The following is a 21,473-nucleotide window of genomic DNA, read 5'->3' as shown; positions in this document are numbered from 1 at the left end:
CGGGTCTACACATTGTCCAACACGGTGTTCTCAACCCCCACTAACCCCGAGCCCCGGGGGGTCCGGGGGGCGTGGGCCCCCCCCCGCGCCGCGTCGGCCACGCTCGCCACGCTCGTCGTGGGCGCGTGGAGCGACCGGGTCGGCCGTCGCCGCATCTTCGTCGCCGGCGGGTACGTGCTGTGGGGCCTCTCGACCGCGGCGTTCGGACTCGTCACGGTCGAGGGGCTCGCCGGCGCGGCATCCGTCGCCGGTGCGATCTCCCTCGCCGTGCTCACCGTCATCGTGCTCGACTGCCTCATGAGCGTGCTCGGGTCGGGCGCCAACGATGCCGCGTTCAACGCCTGGGTGACCGATGTGACCGACACCACGAACCGCGGGCGCGTCGAGGCCGTGCTCGCCGCGCTGCCGCTGCTCTCGATGCTGCTCGTGTTCGGCGTGCTCGACGGACTGACCCGTGCCGGCGAATGGCGCACGTTCTTCTTCACGATCGGCATCGCGATCGTGATCGTGGGCGTCGTGGCCTGGTTCCTGATGCGCGACTCGACCGCGCCGCAACGGCAGGCCGACGGCGTCTGGCGCTCGATCGCGTTCGGCCTGCGGCCGTCGACGATCCGCGCGAATCCGGCGCTGTACCTCACGTTCGGGGCATGGGCGGTCTTCGGCATCTCGACGCAGGTGTTCCTGCCGTACCTGATCATCTACCTGCAGCGAACCCTGCGCATCGACGGCTACGCGCTCGTGCTCGGCGTCGTGCTCCTCGGTGCGTCGGTCGTGAGCATCGTCGGCGGGCGGTTCATCGACCGGGTGGGCAAGGTGCGGTCGATCCTCCCCGCCCTCGCGATCTACCTCGTCGGCCTCGTGCTCATGACGTTCGTGCGCGACATCACGTGGGTCATCATCGCGGGGCTCGCGATGATGAGCGGGTTCATGCTCGTCGTCGCCGGGGTCGGAGCCGCATCCCGCGATGCCACCCCGCGCGACCGCGCAGGTTCGGTGCAGGGACTCCGCATGATCTTCGCGATCCTGATCCCGATGGTCATCGGCCCGTTCATCGGCGCGGCGATCATCAGCGGCGCCGGCGAGACGTATGCCGAGCTCGGCGTCGTGAAGCAGGTGCCGACGGCCGGCATCTTCATCGGCGCAGCGGTGGTCGCGGTGCTCGTCGTCGTGCCGACGATCGCGCTCCTGCGCCGTGAGCGGCGCGAGCAGCGGGCGCAACCCGAAGAGCGCGCAGCGGCAGGGCAGGCATGAGCCGCGCCGACCGAGCGTCGCCGTCGACGCTCCTCACGGAGTGGGGCGAACAGCTCGATCGCGAGCATCCGCTTCCCGAATACCCTCGACCGCAGCTCGCTCGCGGGTCGTACCTGAACCTCAACGGCGTCTGGCGGTACGCGATCACGCCCGAGGGCGAGACACCCGACGGTTCCGCCGCTTCCGACGGTTACGACGGTTACGACGGCGAGATCGTCGTGCCCTTCTCCCCCGAATCGGTGCTCTCCGGCGTCGGCAGGCAGCTGCAGCCCGATGAGACGCTGCACTACCGCCGCACCTTCCACCTCGACGAAGGCTTCGCGCCGGCCGGCGGACGCATCCTGCTGCACTTCGGCGCCGTCGACCAGCGCTGCACCGTCGAGGTGAACGGCATCGTCGTCGGCGAACACGTCGGCGGCTACCTTCCGTTCACGATCGACATCACCGATGCCGTCGGCGAACGGGGGCAGGGCGCAGACCATGAGCTGCTCGTGCGGGTCACCGACCCGAGCGACACCACCGAGTACTCCCGGGGCAAGCAGAAGCTCGATCGCGGCGGCATCTGGTACACGGCGCAGTCGGGCATCTGGCAGACCGTCTGGATCGAGGCGGTGCCCGCCGCGTGGATCGCACGGCTCGAATACGAGGCCGACCCCGCACGCGGCGAGCTGACCGTCACCGTGCACGCCGCCGGAGCGGCGATCGAGCAGCTCGCGACCGTACGAGTCGCCGCCGATGGCGTGCCCGTGGCCGAGGGGCGAACGGCAGCGGGGCATCCGCTCGTGCTGACGATCGCCGAGCCGAAGTCGTGGACTCCCGAGCACCCGTTCCTCTACGACATCGAGGTCGAGTACGGCGACGACCGCGTCGTGAGCTACGCGGGGCTCCGCAGCTTCGGAGTCGGCCCCGATTCCGCCGGGCTGCCGCGCCTGCTGCTGAACGGCGAGCCGTACTTCCACGCCGGCGTGCTCGATCAGGGCTACTGGAGCGACGGACTGTACACACCGCCGTCGGATGCGGCGATGGTGCACGACATCCGGTCGATGAAGGAGCTCGGGTTCACGATGCTGCGCAAGCACATCAAGGTCGAGCCGCTGCGCTGGTACCACCACGCCGACCGGCTCGGCATGCTCGTCTGGCAGGACGCGGTGAACGGCGGCGGGCGCTACGACCCGGTCGTCATCACGGCGCCCGTGCTGACACCGCTGCGGCTCGACGACCATCGATACCGGGCGTTCGGCCGAACGGATGCCTCGGCGCGCGCGCACTGGCGCCAGGAGCTGCGCGACATGGTCGAGCACCTGCACGGCGTCGTCAGCATCGCGGTCTGGGTGCCGTTCAACGAGGGCTGGGGGCAGTTCGACGCCGCCGAGGTCACGGCGGAACTGCGCGCACTCGACCCGAGTCGGAGCATCGACCATGCGAGCGGATGGCACGACCAGGGTGTCGGCGACCTGACGAGCCTGCACGTGTACTTCCGACGGTTCCGGGTACCGCGACGTCGACCGGCGACCGCCCATCGAGCGCTCGTCGTGTCGGAGTACGGCGGATACAGTCAGCGCCTGCCCGAGCACAGCGTGACGCCGCGCGAGTTCGGCTACAAGCGGTTCGGCGACCGCGACAGCCTCGCTGCAGCCTTCGTGCGACTGCACGAAGAGGAGATCATCCCGACGCTCCCCCGGGGCCTCGCCGCCATCGTGTACACCCAGCTCAGTGATGTCGAGGACGAGAGCAACGGGCTGCTGAGCTACGACCGCCGCGTCGTGAAGCTGCCCGTCGACGTCGTCCGCTCGGTGACCGAACGGTTGCGGTACCCCACCAGCCCGTAGGAACGATCGGCCGTGCGGCCGACCGGCCGGGACACGGGACCCCGCATGTTTGTCTTCGGCTCGTGCCGCTGCCAAGGTGAGATGACGTTCGATCAAGGGGGAACATGTCAGAGCAGCAGCGTCCAGGACTCACCGCAGTCGAGATGGCAGAGGCCGTGGCTTCGTTGAGCACACCCGACACCGTCGCGTCGCCGTTCGGCGAACTCCGCTTCTTCGACGGGGTGCCATTGCCCGAGACGGTCGACACGGCGTATGCCGCGCTCGACCTGATCCGGGCCGTCGACGTGTTCCTGAACACCGTTCCCGGCGCGTCACTCGTGGCGTTCCGCGCGGGCCTGCGCGTCGCCGGCGTCACGACACCGCGGCAGATCGGCATCACCGAGCCCCGGGCGACCTCGAAGGCGCTGTTCCTCACGCCGAACACCGAGACGACCTATGGCACCACCATGCTCGATCTGAAGGCGTGGGGGCCGACCGTCATCGAGGCACCGCCGCAGTCGCTCTGCGTCGTGGACGACTTCTGGTTCCGCTACGTCGCCGACATGGGCATCGCCGGGCCGGATCGAGGCGCGGGCGGCAAGTACCTCTTCCTCCCGCCGGGCTACGACGGCGAGGTGCCCGACGGCTACTTCGTCTACCGCACACCGACCTTCACGAACTTCGTGGTGCTCCGCGCGCTCGGCGGCGTGCCGGCGATGAAGCAGACGCGCATCTACCCGCTCGCCGAGGCGGCGAACCCTGCCGAGAACGAGTTCATCAATCTCGCCGAGACGCCGTTCAACACCGTGCACGCGAACGACTCCTCGTTCTACGAAGAGGTGGCCACGCTCGTACAGGAGGAGCCGGTCGAATCGCTCGATCCCGAGCGTGCCGGGCAACTCGCCGCGATCGGCATCGTGAGCGGTCAGCCGTTCGCGCCGGACGCCAGGCTGCGCGGCATCCTCGAGCAGGCAGCGCCGATCGCCGCCGGACTCGCTCGAACGGTCGCCTACCAACCCCGCGACCCCGAGGCCGTGTTGTACGGCTCGTGGCGCAACGGCTTCGTCGGCGGCAACTACGAATTCATCAGGAACGGTGCGCGGTTGCTCGATGCGCGTACGCAGTTCCACTACCTCGCGACGGTCATCACCCCGGCGATGGCGCACGCGCAGGTCGGTGCCGGCTCGGCGTACGCCTACACCGTGCACGACGCTCAGGAACGACTCCTCGACGGTGCGCGCAGCTATCGCCTGCGCGTCGACGCCAATCCCCCGGCCAAGAACTTCTGGGCGGTCGACCTGTACGACACGCAGACGCGTTCGCTGCTCGTCATCCCCTCGACTCCGTATCCCGCGCTCGCGAGCAACGACGGCAAGCTCCAGGCCAACGACGACGGCTCGTTCGACCTCTTCTTCGGACCGACGGCGCCGGCCGGCAAGGAGTCGAACTGGGTCGAGACGGTGCCCGGAAAGTCGTGGTTCCCCCTCTTCCGCATCTACGGGCCGCTCGAGCCATGGTTCGATCAGACCTGGCGGCTCAACGAGTTCGAGCCGATCGACTAATCCCACTCAGTGGCGGTTCGCCGCGACATCCGAGCGGCTGAGTTCGTCGATCAGTTGCATGTGTAATAGACTTCTGACATGTGCAAGGTGCAGCCATGAATTCGGAGACGACGTCCGAAGCGCTGAGCGCGAGGCTGGCGGCGATCGCCAGCCCGCAGCGCATGCGCATCATCGCGGTGCTGCACGCGGAGTCGCTCCATGTGAGTGAGCTCGCGCGCCGACTCGGCATGAGCCGTGCACTGCTCTACATGCACCTCACCAAGCTCGAGGAGGCCGGCTTCGTCGCCGGCCACCTCGAGATGTCCGACGGCGGGAAAGCGCTCAAGTTCTTCGAACTCGTGCCGTTCGCCATCACGATCGACGCTGCCGCGCTCGCCGCAGCCGTCGCGAACGACCCTGAGATGGAGACCTGAGATGGACGGCTTGGCATACATTCCCTGGTTCGCGTGGATCGCGATCGTCGGCATCATCGTGTGGGGCATCACGATGATCGCCGGCATGTTCGGTCACAAGAACACGGAGCTGAAGAAGGCCATGGAGCAGAGCACCGCGGTGAACGAGAGGCTGCTCGCCAAGCTCGACTCCATCGACGGGCGCCTGGGTGCGGTCGAGAAGACGCTGAAGGACATCCCCGAGTAGGCCTGCGGAGCGGCAGCGCTCTCGGGACTCCAGCGCTCTCAGCGCGATCGTCGTCGGCGCCCTACCCGGCGACCGCGTCGAACTCCGCCCGCAAGTACTTCGGTGCCTGCACCCGCCACGCCTCGGTCACGAGCTCGGCGAGGTGCTGCTCGTCGATGCCCTGCATGCGGAACGCGACCTTCGGCTCTCCCCAACTCGTCGTCGTGCGCAGGAACACGTCTGGCGCCATCTCGACGAGCGCGAGCGCATCGATGGGGTCGGCGACCTTCACCCCGACGACGAGCTCGGCCGCGATGATCGCGCGCATGTCTACCGGGATGCTCGGCCACGGGTGGCACTCCCACGCGAAGAGCTTGCCGCGGACGAACCACGCGGCGCCGCCCGTCGTCGCTCGTTGCTCACTGCCGGGCAGCCGAGCGGCGATGCGTCGGAGGTCGTCGAGGGTGGACACAGGCCGAGTGTACGACGCACCGCCGACGCGGGATCGCTGGAATCGCGTGCCCCACGACCGCCGGCGGCGTATCGTGTGCCTCGGGAGGGCGACATGACCGACAGGAGTTCGAATACCGGATGCTTCGCCGGCGGTGGTGCGATCTACGGCCTCGGCATCATCGGCGCGTGGGTGTTCTTCTTCCAGCAGGCCGACGCGTTCTGGGAGTTCATCGGGGCGTTCTTCCAGGGCCTCTTCTGGCCGGCGTTCATGGTCTACGAACTGTTCACGGCACTCGTGGAATGAGCCGCGACGGCGCACCCCGATGCCGCCGGTCCGTGGTCAGTCGTGAGGCGGGCGACGCAGTCGCTTGACGTCGGTGCGCCGCTTCTTCGCCTCCAAACGCCGTTCCTTGGACCCCCGACTCGGTCTCGTCTGTCGTCGTGAGGGCGACGGCGGCCGCAAGGCGTCGGCCACGACGGCGGCGAGCCGAGCGAGTGCGGCATTCCTGTTGCGCAACTGCGCGCGATGCTCGGATGCCGTGATCGTCAGTACGCCGTCGACGAGGCGGTTGGCCAGACGGTCGAGGAGCCGTTCCCGCTGGAGCGGAGAGAGGACCGCCGAGCCCGCGACATCCCACACGAGTTCCGCTCGGGAGTCGGCGGTGTTCACGCCTTGACCGCCCGGGCCGGATGACCGCGAGAACCGCCAGGAGAGCTCGGAATCGGGAATCGTGAGCCCGGCATCGACCCGAAGACCGGGACGGTTGACAGCGGGCATGGATCCATCATCCTCTGTCGCTCGAGGTCTGTGTCGCCGGTTCGTGCGACGATCCGGAAGACGGACGAGTGCAGGAGGAACGAGATGCGGGGCGAGGCGACCGTGTTGCACGCGGATCTCGACGCGTTCTACGCCTCAGTCGAGCAGCGTGACGCGCCCGAGCTGCGCGGCCGACCTGTCGCCGTCGGCGGCGGTGTCGTGCTGGCGGCGAGTTACGAGGCGAAGGCGCGTGGGGTGCGCACGGCGATGGGCGGCCGGCAGGCGCGCGAGCTGTGTCCCGACATCGTGGTCGTCCCGCCGCGGATGGACGCGTACTCGGCGGCCAGTCGAGCCGTGTTCGCGATCTTCCGCGACACGACTCCGCTCGTGGAGGGGCTCTCCATCGACGAGGCGTTCCTCGAAGTCGGAGGCCTCCGACGCATCGCGGGCACGCCGGAGCAGATCGCGGTGCGATTGCGTGAGCGGGTTCACTCAGAGGTCGGGCTGGCCATCTCGGTCGGGATCGCGCGGACCAAGTTCCTCGCGAAGGTCGCCAGCGCGGTCAGCAAGCCCGACGGACTCCTCGTCGTCGAACCCGAACGGGAGGAGGCGTTCCTGCTGCCGCTGCCGGTGGAACGATTGTGGGGTGTCGGCGCCGTGACCGCCGAGAAGCTGCACCGACTCGGCATCCGCACGGTCGGGGAACTGGCCGAACTCGAAGCCGCAGCCGCGGAGCGGCTGCTCGGCAAGGCGACCGGCGCCCATCTGCACGCGCTGGCGCGACTCCGCGATCCGCGCCCGGTCGACACCACCCGCCGCCGAGGCTCCATCGGCTCTCAGCGCGCACTCGGCAGCCGCCCGCGCTCGCCCGAAGAACTCGACCTCATCCTCACCCAGATCATCGATCGACTCACCCGCCGCCTCCGCGATCGCGACCGCGTGTGCCGCACGGTCGTGCTGCGCCTTCGCTACGGCGATTTCGCGAAGGCCACCCGATCGCGCACCCTCGGTTCCGCCTCCGACCGCACGGCAGTGCTGCTCGCCGTTGCACGAGAGCTGCTCGCCAGTGCGCGACCCGAGATCGCCGAGCGCGGCATCACCTTGATCGGCGTCTCGCTGTCGCAGCTCGCGCACATCGACAGCCTGCAGCCGGAGCTGCCGATCGACTGGGACGACGGAGTGAAGCTCGACACGGTGCTCGACGCGGTACGCGATCGCTTCGGCGCGGCCTCCGTCGCTCGAGCCGCGCAGCTCGGTCGCGAACCGGGCTGGTCGGCGCCGCTGCTGCCCGAACACGAGTGAACCCGACGAACGGTGCTCCAGCTCACCACGGCGGTGGGGCTCAGGACCCTCGGCTCGCGCGGCGCTCCAGAGCTTCGATGACGGTCTCGGCGATGTCGATGTCGTAGAGCCGCTCGACGCTCTGGAACCCACCGGGACTCTCCGCGTTGATCTCCACCACCTGGCTGCCGATCACGTCGATGCCCACGAGGAACATGCCATCGGCGACGAGCTTGTCGCCGATCGCCTCGACGATGCCGAGCTCTGTCGCACCGACCTCGAGGGGCACCGACCGGCCACCGGTGCTGATGTTGGCGCGCGGATCGTTGCCGGTGGGTACGCGTCGGAAGGCGGCCGGCTTGCCGTCGCGCTCGAGGATGCGGCCGTCCAGCAGGAAGATTCGGGCATCGCCGTCCTTGGCTCCATCGATGAACTCCTGGATGATGGCATAGCCGTCCTGCAGGACCGCCTCCGTCATCTGCGCGAGGTTGGTCTCGCCCGGGCCTTCGATCATGAAGACGTTGCGGCCTTTGGCCCCGTACAGCGGTTTGACGACGCAGTGGCCGACTTCGTCGACGAACCGTTCGATCGCCTCCGGATTCCGTGTCACCAGGGACCGCGGTCGGACGCTCTCGGGGAACTCCTCCAGGTAGAGCTTGCTGGTCGCCCGATGCAGGGTGTTCGGGTCGTTGACCACCGTCACACCTCGGGCCGCGAGCATCTGTCCGAACACCACGCCCATCGGGCTGGCCCACGGGCGCTCCTGCAGGTCGTCGATCGACTCGTTGCGCAGGACGAGCGCATCCAGGTCGTCCATGACGATCCGCTCGGCGTCGCGCGCCTTGATCCGCTCCATGAAGCTCGCGAGGGTGTCGGTGCTCTTCCACCGCGCGGCACGAGCCGTGGCTGCGAAGAGTCCGTCGTTGCTTCCGAGCTCGATGTCGCCGACGCCGACATACCAGGTCTCGTGCCCGCCCCTGGCTGCGGCCCTTGCGAGTCGAGTGGTCGTGTACTCGTCCACCTCGGTGTCGACGTCGTTGACGAGAAATGCGAGCCTCATGCCGCCACGTCTCCCTCATAAAGGTCGGTGACCGTCGCGCCCGCGCGCAGTCTCTCCAGACGCTCTTGTGCACCGGGCACGTCCAGCCAGCGTGGCCGAACCCACGGCGCGTGGAGCACCTCGCGGTCGAGGAGGTCCTGCACCAGCGGGATGTGGTCCAACGCGAGCTTGCCGACGAGCAGGACGTCGAGGCGGCTGCCTTCGGCGAGGGCGTCGAGGATGCGCGCGATCCCGCGCAGGTAGATCGCGTCCTTTACCGAACCGCCCCCGACGACGACCCTGATGGCGATGGACCACGCAGTCCGTGCCGGTATGCGATGGTCGGCCCGCAGCGACTCGAAGATGTCGAGGAAGTCGGCGCCGTCGAGCATCTTGCCGACCGCGATCACTCGCGCCGCGAGCACGCGCAGCCGCCGCGGGTCCAACCCGCCGGTCAGGTACTCGGCGAGCACTGCGAGGCCCTCCTGGGTCTCGTCGTAGCCGGGCAGGCCGATGGTCAGGAGCGTCAGTGGCTGCCGGGCACCGTTCTGGAATGTGACGACATGGGTGCCGACCTCGTGATGCAGCAACGCATCGATGCGGTCGGCGCGGAAGGCGGCGGACTCCGGGATGAGCAGGCGGCCGAACGACACCATCAGCTCGGAGATGTCGTCCCGTACCTCGACGCGGACCGGGAAGTCCGGGTACACGGCGCGGTAGCGCTCGAACTCCGCACGGGCTGCGTCGGCGAACGCTCCGGCCGTGACGGTCTGGGTGCTGGGCGCCTGCGGAGGGATGATCTCGAGCAGCTCCGTCGCCGCCGCTGTCAGCGGAGGGGCGACCGTCCCATAGAGCTGGAGCGACCCGTACAGGAAACGTGACGTGTCGCGGTCCTCCAACGCCGTGATCTGCCGGGCGATCTCGTCCCGCTTCGCCCGGAAGAGCGTGTACAGCGCCGGGTCATCCACGTTCTCGACCTCGAGGTCGTACAGCTCACGCTGCGCCAGGTCCGGGTCGAAGTCCAACGGCCGCAGCCGCAGCGTGGGCGCCGTGCCGAAGTCACTGCGTTCGAAGTCGGCCCAGGCCTCCGCCGCGTTGAGTGGCGTGATGTTGACGAGCAGGTTCACGCGGTGCTCGATCTCGGTGAGCCGAGCGTCGATGTCGAGTGCGGGTGCCAACTGCTCGGGATCCGACATGATGGCTCCATTCGGTTGATAGTCCGACCGTAGGCGTGCCCCTGCGCGGCGTCGAGGCCTTGCCTGGTGGCACGAGGTGCACTATGCGCTGGGAGTGACGAAGCCGATGGCGCGACCGACGCCCGGATCGCCGCTCGAGCGGCAGCGCCGCGTCAGCTGTGCAATTCGTCGGGCGCCAGCACGAGATCGACGAGCGCCCCGTTGCGCAGCACGGTCATCTCCATGCTGCGGCCGATCGCATCCTCGACCATGAGCCGCTGCACCCCGGTCGGGTCGAACACCGGTGTGCGGTCGATCGTGACGACGATGTCGCCCCGGTGCGCCCCTGCCAGTGCGGCTGGGCTACCGGCGATCGTCGACATGACCTGCATGCCGGTCGGCGATCCGACCAGCGCGGCGGCCTCGGGGCTCAACGGCACCTTCGCCCCCACCACGCCGAGCCACGCCCGACGCACTCGACCGTGGGCCGTGAGCTTCTCGATGATGTCGAGGGTCGTGGCGTTGATCGGCACGGCGAGCCCGAGCCCGAAGCCGGCGACCGCGGTGTTCACGCCGACGAGCCGGCCGGTGCTGTCGGTGAGTGCTCCCCCGCTGCTGCCGGGATTGAGCGCGGCATCCGTCTGGATCACCTCATCGATCACCCGGCCCGCGCCGGTCGGAAGCGACCGGCCGAGTGCCGAGACGATACCGGCTGTGACGCTGCCGGCGAGCCCGCGCGGATTGCCGAGCGCAACGACGAGTTGTCCGACACGCAGGCGCGTCGCGTCGCCGAGCGGCACCGGAACGGGCGTCGGCCCAGTCGCCCGCAGCACAGCGAGATCGGAGAGCACGTCGGCGCCGACCACCTCTGCGTCGGTGGAGCTGCCGTCGGCGAACGCGAGTTCGACTGCCGACGCATCGACGACGACATGGGCGCTTGTCAAGAGGCGGCCGTCGGTACTGATCACCGAGGCACTTCCGGCACCCGCCCCAGCGGCGGTACGCACGCTCACCGCCGCGATCGACGGCAGCACCATCTCGGCGACGCGCACGACCGCTGCCGAATAGGCGTCGAGAGCCTCGTTGTCGTCCATGCAGCCAGTCTCGACCCGCAGCGGGGTCTCGTGGCCGAGGTTCGCGCAGAGCAGACGCGACTGGCGTCGACCGCGCTAGGCGCAGCGATCGCACTATCCAAGTCGATCATTAATCCGTACACTGCTGTTCAAGATAATGGATCGACTGAAGGAATCGCAGATGTCAACGCTCATGGTGGACTACATCATCTCCCTCGACGGCTACGGAGCCGCCGACGGATGGCCCGGCTTCTGGGGCATGGAAGGCCCCGAGTACCTCGCCTGGCTGGAAGAGGACAGCCTCGAAGGCGACCCCATCCAGCTCATGGGCGCGACGACGTACCGACTCTTCGCCGAGAGCATCGCCCAGTCGGACGACCCTGGATCACAGGCCCTCACCGCTGCGCGAAAGGTGGTGTTCTCCTCCACACTCAGCGAGCCGCTCTCGTGGGCGAACACTGAACTGGTCGGCTCCGACCCGATCTCAGCCGTTCGAGACCTGAAGGCGCGCGAGTCGCGGGAGCTCCGCACGATCGGCAGCCTCACCCTGGCCAGAACATTGCTCACCGCGGGCTTGGTGGATCGTTTCCGGGTGGTCGTCTTCCCGGTGATCACCGGCGCCACGGGGAGGGAGCGCATCTTCGACGGCTACCCCGACGTCGCTCTCGAACTCGTCGACAGCCGCACCTTCGACGGCAAGCTCCAGCTTCTGGAGTACATCCCGACGGTCCTCGACGGTGCGCCGGCGGCGGAAGGCTGAGTTCGGGACGACCTCCACAACGAATTGCGGGATCGGGGTTCCGGCCACCGCGGATCACATCCAGAGCGGCCTTCAATGCTCACGTTCCGGACTGCGGAACCGATGGCAGTCGACGTCGATCACGCCGCCGGACACCGGGGCTCCATGAACGAAAGGCCCGTCGTCGATCCATCCTTGCCGTTCGTAGAACCGTCGGGCGGGCGCGTTTCCGCTTGCCACCGCCAGCCAGGCGTGCGCGTGGCCAGAGGCGATCACCCGCCTCTCCGCTTCACCGAGCAGTGCGGCACCCACTCCGCCGCCGCGTGCGGATCGGTCGAGGTACAGCTGATCCACCTGATCTTCGACGATCATCACGAAGCCGGCGACCGCGTCTGCACGAGTCGCGACGATCGTGCTGGCGATCGCACCCGCTGCACGCGCAGCGAACGAGTCCGCCGTCCGCGCCTCGACCAGCTCGCGAGGAACGTGGCCGAGATGCGCATCGAGCCACCCTTCCCGCCAGATGCGGGCGATGTCGCCTGCATCGGAAGCCGTGGCGGGGCGGAGTTCGAGAACCGAGCTCTGCACCCGGCCAGGTCCTGCTGAATCGTCCCGACGCGATCGAGCCATCGAACGCACCTCTTCCGTGAACTTGAACTGGGATGTACAGTTTATCTAACTCGAACTTGCTTGTTCAAGAAAGGGTCAGGATGGACGCCATCACCGCTCCGAAGGACGATCGCCGCATCGAATGGACCCGAGTTCACGCAGGCTCGATATGGCGACGCACGTGGCCGGCCGCGCTCGGAGTACTCGTGGCCGCCGGCACCGCCTACGGGCTCACTGACGCCCGCGAGGCCGCTTCCGTCGTCGCGGCATCCGGCTTGGTGTATCTGGCGGCCTCGGCCACCGGTCGACGGTTCACCGCGTGGATCGCGTTCGCTGCCAGCTTCGTCTTGATCACCCTCGACAAGTTCACCGGCCTCGATGCCGTCCCGTGGCTGTTCATGCTCGGCGCCGCGCTCGTTGTCGTCGGACTCGTGAGTCGGCGCACTCGGCCGTGGTGGGCGTTCCCATTGCAGGCCGTCGCCATGCTGCTCTTCGGCACGATCGCGTATTTCGCCCTGCAACTGAGTCCGACCATCGGCGGGCTCCTCGTCGCAGTGGCGCTCCTCGGTCACGCCGGTTGGGACATCTCCCACCACCGCACCGACCGCGTCGTCGATCACTCGTTCGCGCAGTTCTGCGCCGTGCTCGACATCCTCGTCGCCGTCATCGTCGCCGTCGTCGCGCTCACCTCCTGACGTCGAGCTCCTGGCGCAACCGAGCGCACTGAACACGGATAGAAGTCGACGAGCGGCGTACTCTCATGCCGCCCAACCGTCGGCGATACTGTGGATGTGGAGTATGTGTCCAGGGTGCCCGGTCCACCGTTGGACGGTCTGATCGGCGACCTCTACTACCTGGAGGGCGCTCCGCCGTACTCCCGACTGCTGCTGCCGGCGGCGCCCGCGCCACTGCTCATCGTCAATCTCGGGGCGCCGTTTCTCATCCGCGCGGGCACCGACAGAGAAGCCATGGAATTCGCCGATGGCTGCGCGGTCGCCACGCCCACCCGTGCATGGGAGTTCGGCTACCCGACCCCCACGCGGTCCGTGGGCGTCCACTTCAGACCGTGGGGGCTGGCACCGTTCCTTCCGGGGCCCGCGGCCGAGTTGTGCGACCGACCGGCGACGGTGGAACAGATCTGGGGCCGGCCCGCCGTCGCTGAGTTGCGACACCGACTGACCTCGGCGGACGCACCGCACGAAATGCTGATGCTGCTCGAGGAGGAACTGCTGCGACGGGTACGCGAGATCGACGGGCTGGACATCGTCCGCCACATGAGCAGCGCCATCGCGGAGACGCGCGGAACGGTGCCGATCAGCGAACTCGGAGTCGCTGCCCGCGCCAGCAGCACATACGTGGCCAAACGGTTCAAGGAGATCATCGGCGTCACACCGAAGCGGCTGGCGCGCAGCTACCGATTCACCGCCACAGTATTGGCGATCGACGTAGTTGCACCCATTGAGTGGGGCGACGTCGCCGCTGGCGCAGGCTACTTCGACCAGGCCCACTTCGTCCACGAGTTCCGGGAGTTCACCGGGCTCACGCCGACGCGGTACGTCGAAGTCCGGCAACGCTTCCTCCGCGAACATCCCGACCACGAGCTGGACGGCTGGCCACTGCCAGCCGATTGATTTCCTACAAGAGCGACCGCTCACGACGCACGAGACTTGGGAATCCAGACAGAGGAGGAACTCATGGGGAACGTGGTCATGAACGCGTCGGTGTCGGTGGATGGCTTCATTGCGGCCGAGAACGACGATCCGGGTCCACTGTTCGAATGGTTGGTGAGCGGCGACGTGCCGCTGGACGACAGCGGCGTACTGAACGTGTCGCAAGCGTCCTACGACCACATCCGGCCGTACTGGGACCAGATCGGGGTGACGATCGCCGGCCGCCACGTCTTCGACATCACGGACGGCTGGGACGGGAAGCCTCCGAGCGGGATCGACCACGTGGTCGTCGTGACACACCGGCCGGCGCCCGAGGGCTGGGACGCCAACGCGGCATTTCACTTCGTCGACGGCATCGAGGCGGCCGTGGCCATGGCGAAGGAACTCGCGGGTGACCGCTCTGTCGAGGTGGCCGCCGGCGACGTCGGCGGCCAGGTGCTCGCCGCAGGTCTCGTCGACGAGGTGCGCATGGACGTCGCCCCCGTCGTGCTCGGGTCCGGCAAGCGCTACTTCGGCTCCGTCGACTCGCAGCACCTGCTGGAGGATCCCGACGTGGTGGTTCAGGGCGACCGGGTGCTTCACCTGCGCTATCAGGTGCGCCGTTGACCGATCTCGGTGCGGACGCCCAGTGACGCACGTGGTCGTCAGGCCACGAGCGAATGTACGGGAACAGCGGGATGCTGAGTCAACCCAGCGGGGCGAGTTCGACCGCCGTGTCGGCGGACCGACCTGGAAGCACTCGTCGCACCGTGGGACCTCGCGCCGCACCCACGAAGCGCGCAGTGTCCGACACGGCAGCACCGAGCAGGGCGACCAGATGGTCATCGGGATCCGCGACGCACGCCCGCGCGATTCCCTCGACGGCGCTGGTCACGAGAGCCTGGCACTGCCGCACCGTCATGCCAGAAGGGACCGGACCGACTTCCGCGATGAACCGGTCAGCCCAGGCAGCGGCGGCGGAAGCGACACGAAGGGCCGCACTCCCCAGTTCGCGCAACTCCGGGACGGGCTCGTCGTCTCGATCCGCGAGAACCCTGAGGGCGACTCGCATGCCCACGGCCAGCGAACGCTGACGTTCCTCGGCGGCGATGGGCAACGCAACGCTCGCTGCCCGTGTCGCGATCATGACGTCGACCAGCGGGTCATCGCTCGTCAGACCGATGACCGTCGGGATGAGGGGCGTGAGCCGAGCACGGCCTGCTTCGCTCGTCCGGTCGTTGACCATCCGCGCGAGAAGCGCAAGAGTGCGGTGCGTACATGCAGGATGATCGCTCCAACGCTCCCCCGCGAGGTACGAAGAGAACTCCATGAAGCAGGCCCCGCGACGCGGCGACCGGTGCCTGCCCGGGGACAGGATCGGCATGAGGTCCGGTTGAGCCGTCCAATCGCGCATCGGTCCCCCTCTCGCTCCTTCTACTGTGCGCCCGCTGCTGCCAGGATTCAAGTACCTGGGGCCGATGCGGGCTCGTGAATCGCTGGTCCCGGCGGACGAATGGGTCGGTCGTGAAAGACCCCGCGGCCATGTCGAATGTCGACAGGACTTCGGTAGGATCTGGCAGCGATGAGAGGCCGGAAGCTCAAGTCGATCGCCCTGCGGTGGTGGAACGCCGACGGCGGCGACGACGACTGACGTCGCCGCCCGTTCAGTACTGGCGGTCTTGCTTCCACGTGCACGGGCCGAGATGGACACCACTCTCGGCAAGCAGGGGGTCGAGTGGTAATCCACATTGTCGGCAGCGGAGCCTCTCCGCCGGGGCTGACGGCTGGGCACCCTCGGGTCTCGCAGCGGCTCGAGCTTTCGTGGCTGCCAATCGCTCACGAAGTGCTTGAACTCGCTGAAGACTGTGCTCACTCTCTTGTCGAGCGCGTGACGCCTCACTCGCCGCAGCAGCCGCCGCCAATTCCTGTCTTCTTTGCTCGGCCGCCAGCTTCTGCTCCGCACTAGCGACGTCCCATGCCCGAGAAGCGGCCACGAGCGGGTCGATAGCATCGGATCTCACACCGTCGTCCGACAGCCGAATCGACTGAAGCTCGAAGGGCAAGAGATCGACTTCACGCTTTCTCGCAAGCGAGACCAAACTGTCGGAACGGTGGATCGCGACGGCCAACTGCGCCAACTCAGGATTGATGAAGGTGACGCGCATGCCAGCCTTGCGCAACTCGTCCTGAACATCATCGAGACGGTAGGGCGCGAACGCGTGTTCTGAGCGGCTAGCACGAATGCGGGTATGCCCCCAAAGCCAGACGTCGATGACTCCCTGACGGACGTACGACTCGTGCCGTTCGCGCCACTCGGCAACGCTGAGCTGGGCGTACTGCACCTCGAAGGCGACTCGGCGCCGCGTCTTGGGATGAGTCAGGAGTACGTCAGCCACCCTCGAACGCTGCGTATCCGTAGCCGCCTCGATTGCGACTGCATCATCACCGTAGAGGTGGCGCAACCACCTCGCGACGACCACCTTCCCCTGCCGATGGTTCACGGACTCAGGAGCGTGCCTGCCGCCGCCACGAAAATGGGCAAAGCCGTCGCGTGCGTTCGCACGCCCGACCGTAGTGAGGTCAGGTGCCGGACAATCCGCGAACATACACCGCAACTCGCGCTTGGCCCACTCTCGACGCTCACGCGCCTGATTGTCGGGAAGTACGTACAACTCCCCCGGACGGGCCAGATCACGATACGCGGCTGCAATCAATCGCGTTTCGCCGTTGCCGATGAATGCCGCGATGTCGCCGGACCGATGCAGTGTGCCAGGCCTCATAGTTGCGAACGCACCTCATTGCGAAGCAGCGCGTCAATGCGGGCGATCTCCTCCGAAGTTCGATCCCAGCCCGGATCCTTGTCCCACGCCGCCATACGCTTCTGGCGTTTCGCGGTGGTGTGCCAGCCCAGACACCGGTCGCACGGGTACACCCGGACCGGCATGGCGCGCGACGAGCGCTTCGCTGCCAGCTTCTCCTGGATCCGTACCAGCGCGGCCCGTGCGGCCGCCTGATCGGCATAGCCCTGCTTCACACATGGGGTCGAAGAATGTCGAGACATGGAGCGATGTTAGTGAAGTTGTCCACTCCCGCGGGATGCCCATTTCGGGCGTCAACCCATTCACCGTATGCCGATGATTCGGCGCGACCCGCCGCTAGGCTCGCACGAAGCAGTCAGCGAGCCCAGCACACCCAAGAAGCACCGATGCGGGCCCTGAGTGCCCGAGCACCCCTGATTGGCGCCCGTATTCAAAGCGTAGGGCGGACGGGACTTGAACCCGTGACCGATGGATTATGAGTCCACTGCTCTGACCAGCTGAGCTACCGCCCCGCGCACCGGGTCACTCCGAAGTGGCCGCCGGTGCGGCGTCGGTGACCGGATCGGTCACCGGCTTCCCACGATACAGACTCTCGAAGGTCGAGATCGTGCGCTGGATGTCGTGTGCGGCGATGAGTCGGATCGACCCCTCCTTCAGCGCGCGGTACTCGGCCGGCGACGCCTCGAGCACGACGCGCAGCTTCGCGGCGAGGTCTTCGGCGTTGCTGGGCTCGAAGAGGTAGCCGTTCTCGCCGTCGTGCACGAGGTGCGGCAGCGCCATCGCGTTCGCGGCGACGACGGGCAGGGCCGATGCCATGGCCTCCATCGTGACGATGCTCTGCAGTTCGGCGATCGAGGGCATGGCGAGCACCGACGCGCGGTGGTAGGCCTCGCGGAGCTGGTCGTCGGTCACGTAGCCGGTGAACGTCACCCGGTCGGCGATGCCGAGTTCGACCGCCATGTGCTCGAGGTGCTTCTTCTGGTCGCCGCCGCCGACGATCTCGACCTTCGCGTCGAGCTCCTTCGGCAGCAGCGTGAGCGCGCGCAGCAGCACGTCGATCTGCTTCTCGCCGGTGACCCGGCCGACGAAGAGGATGCGGTTCTCGGTGCGCGGCTCCCAGTCGGGCGAGTACTTGTGCGCGTCGATGCCGCACGAGATCGCGTGCACGCCGACGAGGCCGGTGTGCTTCTCGAGGAACTGCGCGGCCTTGCGGGTCGGCGTCGTCACGGACTCGGCGCGCCCGAAGGTACGGCGTGCCGCCTTCCAGGCGAGACCCACGGCCCACTCCTGCCACGCCGCGGGCAGCAGCGTGAATTCGAGCATGTTCTCGGGCATGAAGTGGTTGGTGCCGACGATGCGGATGCCGCGCTTCTGGGCTTCGACCGAGAGGCCGCGGCCGGTGATGATGTGCGACTGGAAGTGCACGACGTCGGGCTTGACCTGGTCGATGACCCTGGCGCTGTTCTGCTTGATGCGCCACGGCAGCGCGAACCGCAGCCAGTCGTGCGGGTACCAGCGCCAGCTGAGCAGGCGGTGCGCGGTGATCTCCTGACCCTCGTGCACCTCCTTCCAGGTGCCGTGCTTGCGGTTCCCGGCGGGGGCCATGACGTGCACGTCGTGGCCGCGCTCGGCGAGGCCTGCTGCGAGTCGCTCGGCGAAGCGCGCTGCACCGTTGACGTCGGGGGCGAAGGTGTCGGCGCCGATCAGAACCGTGAGCGGTCGCTCGGTCTCGGCTCCGGCGGTGCCGGAAGTACTCGCACCGGGGGTGTCTGACACGTGGGGTTGTTCCTCACCATTTCAAGGGATCGAGGGCGATCGGCCCTCGTCGGGGCGTCGGGGCGCTGCGGCAGGCGGCTCGACGCACGGAATGAATCCGACGATAGTCTACGCAGCGCAAAGGATGCTCCCCAGCGCGCGCATGTCGTCGGAGCCGGTTCCGTTCAGCTCACAGGCGCGTCTGGGGGTGGTTTCGGGCGAGTTGGAAGACACCCCAGACGGCGATGACCCCCGCCACGATGAAGACGCCGATCGCCCAGAGGGGCGCCTGCGAAGCCTCGCCGAGCACGGCGATGCCGATCGCGACGGCGACCATCGGGTCGACGACCGTGAGTCCGGCGATGACCAGGTCGGGCGGGCCGGAGGCGTACGCGTTCTGCACGAAGTACGCGCCGAGGGCGGCGGCGCCGAGCAGGCCGATCACGCAGAGCGCGGTGAGCCACTCGAACTCCCCCTGCTCGACCCGACCGATCACGACCTTGGCGAGGGTGGCGACGAAGCCGTAGAGCACGCCGGCCATGATGACGTAGTAGATCGCGCGGATGTGCTGGCGGAACAGCGCGAACGTGAGACCCGCGAGTGCGAGCACGACGGCGAGGATGATGAGGATCGTGACCAGCTGCCGGTCGGTGACCGGCTTGTCGACCGCCGTGAACGCCGCGACGCCGACGAAGAGGAAGACGCCGCCGACGCACATCACGATCGCCGTGATCGACTTGCTGTTCAGCTTCACGTGGTTGATGCGCGAGTTGAGGATCGAGGTGATGACGAGCGCGATCGCCCCGAGCGGCTGCACCACGATGAGCGGTGCGAAGTAGAGGCTCGACAGCTGGAACACGATCGCGAGGCCGAGCATGACCGTGCCGATCACCCACGAGGGCCGCGCGAGGAGCAGCGCGAGCTGCTTGAAGTTCAGCCCCTTGCCGAAGCTGTCGACGGTGCGCGACTCGACCTTGACGACGCCCCGGTGCTGGAACTGCGCTCCGAGGGACAGGAACACGGCGCCGACGAGGGCGAGCGGGATTCCGATGAACTGGGTGGGGTCGAGTGCGATCTGCTCGGTGAGGTCGCTCAGGTCCGGTTCCACGCATCGACCCTACCCGTTCCGTGCCGGATATCCTTGCCGAATGGCCGTGCTCCCCATTCGAATCACCGGCGATCCGGTGCTGCATTCCCCCGCCCTCCCCGTCGCCGAGATCGACGACGAGATCCGCACCCTCGTGGCCGACATGTTCGACACGATGGATGCCGCGCCGGGCGTCGGCCTCGCCGGCCCGCAGGTCGGCGTGGGGCTGCGTCTCTTCACGTACGGATGGGTCGATGAAGACGGCACCCGCTGGCGGGGCGTCGCAATCAATCCCGAGCTCTGGATCACCCCGCCTCCTGCCGGCGAACCCGACATCGACGAGGAGGAGGGCTGCCTCTCGTTCCCCGGCGAACGATTCGGGCTGCGCCGCGCCGAGCGCGCGATCCTCCGTGCGACCGACATCGACGGAGAGCGATTCGCGATCGAGGCCGAGGGATGGCTCGCACGCATCTTCCAGCACGAGTTCGACCACCTCGATGGCACGCTCTACGTCGACCGCCTCGGTGAGCGCGACCAGCGCATCGTCGCGAAGATCACCCGCAAGCTCGGCTGGGGACGGCCCGGCCAGCAGTGGATGCCGGGCGTCGACGACCTCGACGCCTGAACGCCCCGAGCCCAGCGGTTGTCGCGTGGCGCCGGATCACGCCAGTGCGCGGATGCCCGCGGCGACGAGCGCGGCAACCGCGACGACCACGATGAACGGCACTCTGAGCGCGTAGAGCGCCGCGGCGACGATCAGGGCCGGAACCCGCGCGTCGACCACGATCTCCTGGCCGACGCCGAGGGTCTGCACCGCGATGAGCGCAGCGAGCAGCGCGACGGTCAGGAGGTCGGCGATGCGCGCCGGACGCTCGCGCTCGAGGAACCCGGCCGGCACGAGGTGCCCGACGAGCTTGAGCGCGAGCGTCGCCGCACTCGCGATGAGGATGATGTGCCAGGTGGTCACGACGCGCGCCGCCGATCGAAGAGGTTGAACCAGCCGACGACGATCGCGACCACGGCAGCGACGAGCACGGGAAGGCCGGGCATGAGCACGGGCGTCATGAGGGTCGCGACGACGGCCGCGGCCACCGCGACCGCCCCGGCCTGGAATCGCTTGAGGCGCGGCCACAGCAGCCCGAGGAAGGCGGCGGCCGCCGCGGCATCCAGCCCCCAGGCGCGCGTGTCGCCGATCGCGTCGCCGATGAGGGCGCCGGCGAGCGTCGTGAGGTTCCAGCCGACGAAGATCGTGATGCCGGTCACCCAGAAGCCGATGCGCGCGGCGCGATCGTTCGGCTGTGCGAGGGCGACCGCCGTCGACTCGTCGATCGTGACCCAGGCGGCTGCGACCCGGCGCCAGATGCTGCCGCGTCCGGTGACGGGGTCGACGTCGTCGACGATCGGCTTCATGCGCATGCCGTAGACGACGTTGCGGATTCCGAGCATCGCCGCAGTCGCGATCGCCGAGCCTCCCGCCGCGACTCCCCCGCTCGCGAGCACGCCCACGAGCGCGAACTGCGAGCCCCCCGTGAACATCACGAGGCTGAGGAAGCAGGTCTGCCAGATGTCGAGGCCCGCGGCTACCGAGAGCGCGCCGAACGAGACTCCGTAGATCGCCGTCGCGAGCCCCACCGCGAGGCTGTCGCGGACCGCCGTCGAGCGCTCGACAGCAGCGCCGTCGCCGTCGCCGGCGGCAGACGCGTCGGCAGCGGTGCGCTCGTCCACAGACCCTCCTGTTCCGTCCATCAGAATATCCGGCCGCGGTCACCCCGATTCCGGGTCGAGTGCTCTCGACTAG

The 21,473-nt window shown here is 68.1% G+C and carries 25 protein-coding genes and 1 tRNA gene; 12 read left to right on the top strand and 14 right to left on the bottom strand.

Going from position 1 to position 21,473, the window contains the following annotated elements:
- Positions 1-24: 24 nt before the first annotated feature.
- The 5 genes from ACFTQE_RS02930 to ACFTQE_RS02910 all read left to right on the top strand — a co-directional run bounded on the left by ACFTQE_RS02930 (position 25) and on the right by ACFTQE_RS02910 (position 5,260).
- Positions 25-1,251 (top strand): MFS transporter, encoded by a 1,227-nt coding sequence (locus ACFTQE_RS02930; RefSeq protein WP_376923674.1) that lies wholly within the window; start codon positions 25-27, stop codon positions 1,249-1,251.
- Positions 1,248-3,080: a glycoside hydrolase family 2 protein gene (locus ACFTQE_RS02925; protein WP_376923646.1), complete on the top strand. Its 1,833-nt coding sequence runs from the start codon at positions 1,248-1,250 to the stop codon at positions 3,078-3,080. Before ACFTQE_RS02930 ends, ACFTQE_RS02925 begins: the two co-directional genes overlap by 4 nt.
- A 104-nt stretch (positions 3,081-3,184) precedes the next feature.
- A complete protein-coding gene (locus tag ACFTQE_RS02920; protein ID WP_376923645.1) occupies positions 3,185-4,621 on the top strand; it encodes a DUF1254 domain-containing protein in 1,437 nt (478 codons plus the stop codon).
- A 95-nt stretch (positions 4,622-4,716) separates the two neighbouring features.
- A complete protein-coding gene (locus tag ACFTQE_RS02915; RefSeq protein ID WP_376923644.1) occupies positions 4,717-5,034 on the top strand; it encodes an ArsR/SmtB family transcription factor in 318 nt (105 codons plus the stop codon).
- Between the two features lies 1 nt (position 5,035).
- On the top strand, positions 5,036-5,260 hold the full coding sequence (locus ACFTQE_RS02910; protein WP_376923643.1) for a hypothetical protein: 225 nt from the start codon (positions 5,036-5,038) through the stop codon (positions 5,258-5,260).
- Positions 5,261-5,321: 61 nt separating this feature from the next.
- On the opposite strand, the gene ACFTQE_RS02905 is transcribed toward ACFTQE_RS02910, so the two are convergent.
- Positions 5,322-5,711 carry an MmcQ/YjbR family DNA-binding protein gene (locus ACFTQE_RS02905; RefSeq protein ID WP_376923642.1) on the bottom strand — a complete coding sequence of 130 codons (390 nt, stop codon included), beginning with the start codon at positions 5,709-5,711 and terminating at the stop codon, positions 5,322-5,324.
- Between the two features lie 93 nt (positions 5,712-5,804).
- Here ACFTQE_RS02905 and ACFTQE_RS02900 point away from each other — a divergent pair, with 93 nt between their 5' ends.
- The gene (locus tag ACFTQE_RS02900; RefSeq protein WP_375832750.1) at positions 5,805-5,996 is read left to right on the top strand and encodes a hypothetical protein; all 192 of its coding nucleotides are present in this window, start codon (positions 5,805-5,807) and stop codon (positions 5,994-5,996) included.
- 36 nt (positions 5,997-6,032) lie between these two features.
- Here ACFTQE_RS02900 and arfB read toward each other — a convergent pair whose 3' ends face one another.
- Positions 6,033-6,470, bottom strand: a complete 438-nt coding sequence (arfB, locus tag ACFTQE_RS02895) for an alternative ribosome rescue aminoacyl-tRNA hydrolase ArfB (protein WP_376923641.1) — start codon at positions 6,468-6,470, stop codon at positions 6,033-6,035.
- 84 nt (positions 6,471-6,554) lie between these two features.
- Here arfB and dinB point away from each other — a divergent pair, with 84 nt between their 5' ends.
- Positions 6,555-7,751, top strand: coding sequence for a DNA polymerase IV (dinB, locus tag ACFTQE_RS02890; RefSeq protein WP_376923640.1), 1,197 nt, complete (start codon positions 6,555-6,557; stop codon positions 7,749-7,751).
- A gap of 40 nt (positions 7,752-7,791) precedes the next feature.
- Here the strand turns inward: dinB and ACFTQE_RS02885 are convergent, their stop codons facing one another.
- From ACFTQE_RS02885 to ACFTQE_RS02875, 3 genes are all read right to left on the bottom strand, one after another.
- Positions 7,792-8,751 (bottom strand): glutathione synthase, encoded by a 960-nt coding sequence (locus ACFTQE_RS02885; RefSeq protein ID WP_376923639.1) that lies wholly within the window; start codon positions 8,749-8,751, stop codon positions 7,792-7,794.
- 35 nt (positions 8,752-8,786) lie between these two features.
- The gene (locus ACFTQE_RS02880; RefSeq protein ID WP_376923638.1) at positions 8,787-9,965 is read right to left on the bottom strand and encodes a flavohemoglobin expression-modulating QEGLA motif protein; all 1,179 of its coding nucleotides are present in this window, start codon (positions 9,963-9,965) and stop codon (positions 8,787-8,789) included.
- A gap of 152 nt (positions 9,966-10,117) precedes the next feature.
- Positions 10,118-11,038 carry a S1C family serine protease gene (locus ACFTQE_RS02875; RefSeq protein ID WP_376923637.1) on the bottom strand — a complete coding sequence of 307 codons (921 nt, stop codon included), beginning with the start codon at positions 11,036-11,038 and terminating at the stop codon, positions 10,118-10,120.
- A 160-nt stretch (positions 11,039-11,198) separates the two neighbouring features.
- Between ACFTQE_RS02875 and ACFTQE_RS02870 the strand changes: the two genes are divergently transcribed.
- Entirely contained in the window at positions 11,199-11,777 is a 579-nt protein-coding gene (locus ACFTQE_RS02870; protein WP_376923636.1) for a dihydrofolate reductase family protein, read from the top strand.
- A gap of 72 nt (positions 11,778-11,849) precedes the next feature.
- Here the strand turns inward: ACFTQE_RS02870 and ACFTQE_RS02865 are convergent, their stop codons facing one another.
- Complete coding sequence (locus ACFTQE_RS02865) at positions 11,850-12,344, bottom strand: GNAT family N-acetyltransferase (RefSeq protein WP_376923635.1); 495 nt, start codon at positions 12,342-12,344, stop codon at positions 11,850-11,852.
- Positions 12,345-12,466: 122 nt separating this feature from the next.
- On the opposite strand from ACFTQE_RS02865, the gene ACFTQE_RS02860 reads away from it, so the two are divergent.
- The 3 genes from ACFTQE_RS02860 (at position 12,467) to ACFTQE_RS02850 (ending at position 14,641) form a co-directional block, all read left to right on the top strand.
- Positions 12,467-13,060: a hypothetical protein gene (locus ACFTQE_RS02860; RefSeq protein WP_376923634.1), complete on the top strand. Its 594-nt coding sequence runs from the start codon at positions 12,467-12,469 to the stop codon at positions 13,058-13,060.
- A 129-nt stretch (positions 13,061-13,189) separates the two neighbouring features.
- The gene (locus ACFTQE_RS02855; protein ID WP_376923633.1) at positions 13,190-13,996 is read left to right on the top strand and encodes a helix-turn-helix domain-containing protein; all 807 of its coding nucleotides are present in this window, start codon (positions 13,190-13,192) and stop codon (positions 13,994-13,996) included.
- A gap of 63 nt (positions 13,997-14,059) precedes the next feature.
- Positions 14,060-14,641 carry a dihydrofolate reductase family protein gene (locus tag ACFTQE_RS02850; protein WP_376923632.1) on the top strand — a complete coding sequence of 194 codons (582 nt, stop codon included), beginning with the start codon at positions 14,060-14,062 and terminating at the stop codon, positions 14,639-14,641.
- 79 nt (positions 14,642-14,720) lie between these two features.
- Here the strand turns inward: ACFTQE_RS02850 and ACFTQE_RS02845 are convergent, their stop codons facing one another.
- The 6 genes from ACFTQE_RS02845 to ACFTQE_RS02820 all read right to left on the bottom strand — a co-directional run bounded on the left by ACFTQE_RS02845 (position 14,721) and on the right by ACFTQE_RS02820 (position 19,696).
- Entirely contained in the window at positions 14,721-15,428 is a 708-nt protein-coding gene (locus tag ACFTQE_RS02845) for a hypothetical protein (RefSeq protein ID WP_376923631.1), read from the bottom strand.
- Positions 15,429-15,678: 250 nt separating this feature from the next.
- Positions 15,679-16,620 (bottom strand): competence protein CoiA family protein, encoded by a 942-nt coding sequence (locus ACFTQE_RS02840; RefSeq protein WP_376923673.1) that lies wholly within the window; start codon positions 16,618-16,620, stop codon positions 15,679-15,681.
- 170 nt (positions 16,621-16,790) lie between these two features.
- Positions 16,791-17,048: a hypothetical protein gene (locus ACFTQE_RS02835; RefSeq protein ID WP_376923630.1), complete on the bottom strand. Its 258-nt coding sequence runs from the start codon at positions 17,046-17,048 to the stop codon at positions 16,791-16,793.
- A 223-nt stretch (positions 17,049-17,271) separates the two neighbouring features.
- Positions 17,272-17,345: transfer RNA gene (locus ACFTQE_RS02830), tRNA-Ile, on the bottom strand.
- 10 nt (positions 17,346-17,355) lie between these two features.
- A complete protein-coding gene (locus tag ACFTQE_RS02825) occupies positions 17,356-18,609 on the bottom strand; it encodes a glycosyltransferase (RefSeq protein WP_376923629.1) in 1,254 nt (417 codons plus the stop codon).
- Positions 18,610-18,778: 169 nt separating this feature from the next.
- Positions 18,779-19,696, bottom strand: coding sequence for a DMT family transporter (locus tag ACFTQE_RS02820; protein ID WP_376923628.1), 918 nt, complete (start codon positions 19,694-19,696; stop codon positions 18,779-18,781).
- 40 nt (positions 19,697-19,736) lie between these two features.
- On the opposite strand from ACFTQE_RS02820, the gene def reads away from it, so the two are divergent.
- Entirely contained in the window at positions 19,737-20,300 is a 564-nt protein-coding gene (def, locus tag ACFTQE_RS02815; RefSeq protein ID WP_376923627.1) for a peptide deformylase, read from the top strand.
- A 36-nt stretch (positions 20,301-20,336) separates the two neighbouring features.
- On the opposite strand, the gene ACFTQE_RS02810 is transcribed toward def, so the two are convergent.
- Positions 20,337-20,642 (bottom strand): AzlD domain-containing protein, encoded by a 306-nt coding sequence (locus ACFTQE_RS02810; RefSeq protein WP_376923626.1) that lies wholly within the window; start codon positions 20,640-20,642, stop codon positions 20,337-20,339.
- On the bottom strand, positions 20,639-21,400 hold the full coding sequence (locus ACFTQE_RS02805) for an AzlC family ABC transporter permease (RefSeq protein WP_376923625.1): 762 nt from the start codon (positions 21,398-21,400) through the stop codon (positions 20,639-20,641). The genes ACFTQE_RS02810 and ACFTQE_RS02805 overlap by 4 nt, the downstream gene beginning before the upstream one ends.
- Positions 21,401-21,473 lie beyond the last annotated feature (73 nt).

The organism is Agromyces sp. NPDC056965, assembly GCF_042673425.1.
Classification (GTDB): domain Bacteria; phylum Actinomycetota; class Actinomycetes; order Actinomycetales; family Microbacteriaceae; genus Agromyces.
This window is presented reverse-complemented; position numbering and strand designations above follow the sequence as displayed.

What these genes read in the sequence shown, in the direction of transcription:
- ACFTQE_RS02840 (WP_376923673.1), bottom strand. Translation starts at nt 16,620, where the DNA reads ATGTTCGCGGATTGTCCGGCACCTGACCTCACTACGGTCGGGCGTGCG.
- arfB (WP_376923641.1), bottom strand. Translation starts at nt 6,470, where the DNA reads ATGCCCGCTGTCAACCGTCCCGGTCTTCGGGTCGATGCCGGGCTCACG.
- ACFTQE_RS02920 (WP_376923645.1), top strand. Translation starts at nt 3,185, where the DNA reads ATGTCAGAGCAGCAGCGTCCAGGACTCACCGCAGTCGAGATGGCAGAG.
- ACFTQE_RS02925 (WP_376923646.1), top strand. Translation starts at nt 1,248, where the DNA reads ATGAGCCGCGCCGACCGAGCGTCGCCGTCGACGCTCCTCACGGAGTGG.
- ACFTQE_RS02850 (WP_376923632.1), top strand. Translation starts at nt 14,060, where the DNA reads ATGGGGAACGTGGTCATGAACGCGTCGGTGTCGGTGGATGGCTTCATT.
- ACFTQE_RS02860 (WP_376923634.1), top strand. Translation starts at nt 12,467, where the DNA reads ATGGACGCCATCACCGCTCCGAAGGACGATCGCCGCATCGAATGGACC.
- ACFTQE_RS02875 (WP_376923637.1), bottom strand. Translation starts at nt 11,038, where the DNA reads ATGGACGACAACGAGGCTCTCGACGCCTATTCGGCAGCGGTCGTGCGC.
- ACFTQE_RS02870 (WP_376923636.1), top strand. Translation starts at nt 11,199, where the DNA reads ATGTCAACGCTCATGGTGGACTACATCATCTCCCTCGACGGCTACGGA.
- ACFTQE_RS02845 (WP_376923631.1), bottom strand. Translation starts at nt 15,428, where the DNA reads ATGCGCGATTGGACGGCTCAACCGGACCTCATGCCGATCCTGTCCCCG.
- ACFTQE_RS02900 (WP_375832750.1), top strand. Translation starts at nt 5,805, where the DNA reads ATGACCGACAGGAGTTCGAATACCGGATGCTTCGCCGGCGGTGGTGCG.
- def (WP_376923627.1), top strand. Translation starts at nt 19,737, where the DNA reads ATGGCCGTGCTCCCCATTCGAATCACCGGCGATCCGGTGCTGCATTCC.
- dinB (WP_376923640.1), top strand. Translation starts at nt 6,555, where the DNA reads ATGCGGGGCGAGGCGACCGTGTTGCACGCGGATCTCGACGCGTTCTAC.
- ACFTQE_RS02915 (WP_376923644.1), top strand. Translation starts at nt 4,717, where the DNA reads ATGAATTCGGAGACGACGTCCGAAGCGCTGAGCGCGAGGCTGGCGGCG.
- ACFTQE_RS02910 (WP_376923643.1), top strand. Translation starts at nt 5,036, where the DNA reads ATGGACGGCTTGGCATACATTCCCTGGTTCGCGTGGATCGCGATCGTC.
- ACFTQE_RS02880 (WP_376923638.1), bottom strand. Translation starts at nt 9,965, where the DNA reads ATGTCGGATCCCGAGCAGTTGGCACCCGCACTCGACATCGACGCTCGG.